General features: G+C 42.8%; 3 protein-coding genes. 1 reads left to right on the top strand and 2 read right to left on the bottom strand.

Translation table 11 applies throughout. The features are described from left to right. The first annotated feature begins 393 nt into the window (after positions 1-393). Positions 394-1,509 (top strand): alkene reductase, encoded by a 1,116-nt coding sequence (locus ACEW8P_RS19995; protein ID WP_373514840.1) that lies wholly within the window; start codon positions 394-396, stop codon positions 1,507-1,509. 69 nt (positions 1,510-1,578) lie between these two features. On the opposite strand, the gene ACEW8P_RS19990 is transcribed toward ACEW8P_RS19995, so the two are convergent. Together ACEW8P_RS19990 and ACEW8P_RS19985 are read right to left on the bottom strand one after the other, a co-directional pair. Beyond that, positions 1,579-2,295: an NYN domain-containing protein gene (locus tag ACEW8P_RS19990; RefSeq protein ID WP_373514841.1), complete on the bottom strand. Its 717-nt coding sequence runs from the start codon at positions 2,293-2,295 to the stop codon at positions 1,579-1,581. A 257-nt stretch (positions 2,296-2,552) separates the two neighbouring features. Then, positions 2,553-2,951, bottom strand: a complete 399-nt coding sequence (locus ACEW8P_RS19985) for a type II toxin-antitoxin system PemK/MazF family toxin (RefSeq protein WP_373514839.1) — start codon at positions 2,949-2,951, stop codon at positions 2,553-2,555. Between the last annotated feature and the right edge of the window lie 334 nt (positions 2,952-3,285).

Raw genomic sequence — 3,285 nt, 5'->3', positions numbered from 1 at the left:
GCCCCAAAATTCGTCTGACGATTACGACCGCCAGCACGACCAGGACAGTTTCCAGGATTTGGGTTTCGTGTAGATTCATAAATGACTCGCATTGGGTAGTTTCATGCCACTATGGCTTTGGGGCCGAAAGATAGCCACAGTTTTTTGACATGCGTTCTGTACTCCATGCTGACGTAGTTGGGGCGGTCTGGCATCATCCACTCGTCCAATCGGAAATCTCCTGATTCGGGGAGATCAGGAGATTTTGGGAAATGTTTTCGTTACAGAAGTCACTTAGGTAACTGAAATATTTCAGAACAAACGTTTCAGCATATCCGTTTTCACATCATTCCAACAGAATGCTTCCAACCATGGGAGCATTTTTTCATTCAAAAAAACCAAAAGTATCCAAACATGAACAATGATCAACCGCTCCTGCAACCTTACAGGAGTGAAAATTTGAACATACCCAATCGAGTGGTCATGGCTCCCATGACCCGAAGCCGGGCTGACAATTCCGGCAAAGTACCCACGGCTGCCTTGCAAGGGGAATACTATGCCTTGCGCGCTAGTGCCGGACTCATCATTACCGAAGGCTCGCAGGTGTCCGAGCAGGCCGTGGGCTACATCAACACGCCGGGCATCCACAGCGAAGCACAGGTGGCAGGCTGGAAAGAAGTGACGCAGAAAGTTCACGCTGCCGGGGGGCGGATTTTTATTCAGCTCTGGCACGTCGGACGCATTTCGCATCCTGATTTTCACAACGGCGAGTTACCATTAGCCCCTTCGGCCCTTAATCCTAAGGCTAAATCATACACGCCGCAGGGGTTTAAAGATACCGTCACACCCAAGGCGATGACACTGGAAGAGATCGAAACCACGATTCATGACTTTGCCAAAGCGGCCAAAAATGCCGTCGCGGCAGGTTTCGATGGCGTAGAAATTCATGCTTCCAACGGCTATCTGTTCCACCAGTTTTTCAGCGGCACCTCTAACCACCGTACCGACGCTTACGGTGGTAGCATTGAGAAGCGAGCGCGCTTTCTGTTCGATGTAGTGGACGCGGTGAAGCAAGAAATTCCAGAAGGCAAGATTGGCGTGCGGATGAACCCTTCGCTGAACGGAATTTTCGGCATGACGATGGACGAAGAATCCGTTCCAACCTTCGATTACATCGTCAACAAGCTGAACGAATACGACTTGGCATACCTGCATTTGTCGGAACCGTTCAACGATGTGTCAGATATCCCCTACGCCGAAACAGAAATCGCCAAGCGTTATCGCCCCATATATAAGGGTACTTTGATGATCAACGCGGGCTTCGACCAGGAAAAAGGCAATGCCGTTATCAAGCGGGGGGATGCCGACTTGGTTTCTTTCGGGAAGCCATATATTTCAAATCCTGATTTGGTAGAGCGCTTCGCCCAAGACATTCCGTTGGCGGAGTGGGACGACAGTACCTTCTATACGCCCGGTAAAAAGGGTTATCTCGACTACCCCGTGGAAGCGCGGGAAACGCAGGAGGTTTAGAGGAAGGTAACTCAATGCAAAAGGCCCGGAAGAAAAAGTCTTCCGGGCCTTTTGTTTTGAAGCGAATACCTATTCTGTAGGCTTCACATTCTTAGCTATATCATCACCGTCTTCATTCTTAGCGATAATAAATTGTACCCTATCACTAGGTTTCAACTCATTGAAATCGGTACCCATCACACTTGTAGCATGAAAAAATAAATTATTTGGCGGATACTTTATAAAACCGAAACTGCCTCTCACGCTCAAAACTTCACTTGTTTTAATATCAGACTTGTCTCTTATACTAAATGCAGTAGTCGGACGTCTCGCGTCTACCGAAACAAATAAATTATTGATTAAAGGATCGTTCCGTTTGACCCTATTATCAATTATTTCGTGCATCGCAATAGGATAAGTGACCTCTTCTAAAAGGTCTTGCGAAGTTCGAGTAATAAATCTATGACCGCTATCTGTTGTATACTCGAAATCCCAACTCAGTACCATCACCCTTGTTCCGAGAGTATTCAATTTTCTTATCAAGGGAACATAATCACCATCGGATGCAATTAACACCAGAACGTTAAACCTTTTATAAAAGGCTAGTTCGAATGCTTCAAGCGCAAGCCAGACGTCGATTCCTTTTTCTTGCTTCACGCCGCCAAATGACTTTAACGGCAAGAAATGTGTAGTAATGCCTTCTGACATTAGAATGTCATCGAATACTCTATCCCAATAAAGCGTTTCTCCTTTTTGACTCGCTTCCTGAGCACTTAGTCTCCCTCTAAAATAATGGCTATCTACAATTTGACAAAGTCGAACATCAGTAGCTTACTCTTGACCAACCTGATGCCTAATGAACTCATGTAAACCTGAAATACTTAGCCTCCTTTTTCTGATATGTTCGTAATTATAATAGTTACTTACGTGTAAAAAATAATTTCCGTCATAAAAAACACCAACTCTTATTAATTTATCCTGCATATATAAATTTTTTAACCAAAAACTAAATATAATAGGGAAGAAAAAGCGACTAAATAAAGAAGGAGTTAGTTATAATTTATTTAATTAGTTTTAAAATTAATGTATTCTTTTCTTTTTTGGATAACAGTACATATCTTTTTTATAACTCCTTTCTCCTGTATATATTCAATTATCTGCTTTAAGTATTCATCTGGTAATTCGCCGATATAATTTTCTATTTTACATCTATCAATCGAAATTGGTTGACCTAGCTTCAATTTCGAGTTGTTTTTAAGATTTCCCATACCTTTGGGTACAGCTATTTCGCTATCTTCTAATGGGCCGCCGTGGTCGGAAGTAAAGGCAAAAACGCTTACTATACTCCTATCATTATCAACTACTATACATGGTCTATATTTCGCAATTCTATGGTCTTGCTTCGGCCCTAAATCTACATTGTAGATAGAACCTACTTTCGTATACTTTAAAGTTTTATTCATATTTTTGAATTAAAACTCCCGCTCAATCAAGTTGAACTTTCCTCTTCCCCAATATTTCAAAGAACTTTACCTCTGAGAACTGATTCAAACAGAATCTGCTCAGAAATCGGCCCAAAGGTAATTAATCTGAATAAAAAAAGCACAGGCTATGATAAGAAAAATTATACTTTTCTTATCATAGCCTGCACAGTTATGCTGTAATTCAATCGCTTACAACTTCGGCTCCCAGCCGGGCTGGTACTCGCGGTCCCAGTACTTCATGGCCTTTTTGTCCATGATCTTGCCATTTTTGGGATCGACGTCCAGAGGCTTGCCGCCCATACGATAAGCTATG

The organism is Persicitalea sp. (assembly GCF_041751555.1).
Taxonomy (GTDB): domain Bacteria; phylum Bacteroidota; class Bacteroidia; order Cytophagales; family Spirosomataceae; genus Persicitalea.
The sequence above is the reverse complement of the archived record's forward strand: the minus strand, read 5'-3'. Positions and strand labels throughout refer to the sequence as shown.

What these genes read in the sequence shown, in the direction of transcription:
- ACEW8P_RS19995 (WP_373514840.1), top strand. Translation starts at nt 394, where the DNA reads ATGAACAATGATCAACCGCTCCTGCAACCTTACAGGAGTGAAAATTTG.
- ACEW8P_RS19985 (WP_373514839.1), bottom strand. Translation starts at nt 2,951, where the DNA reads ATGAATAAAACTTTAAAGTATACGAAAGTAGGTTCTATCTACAATGTA.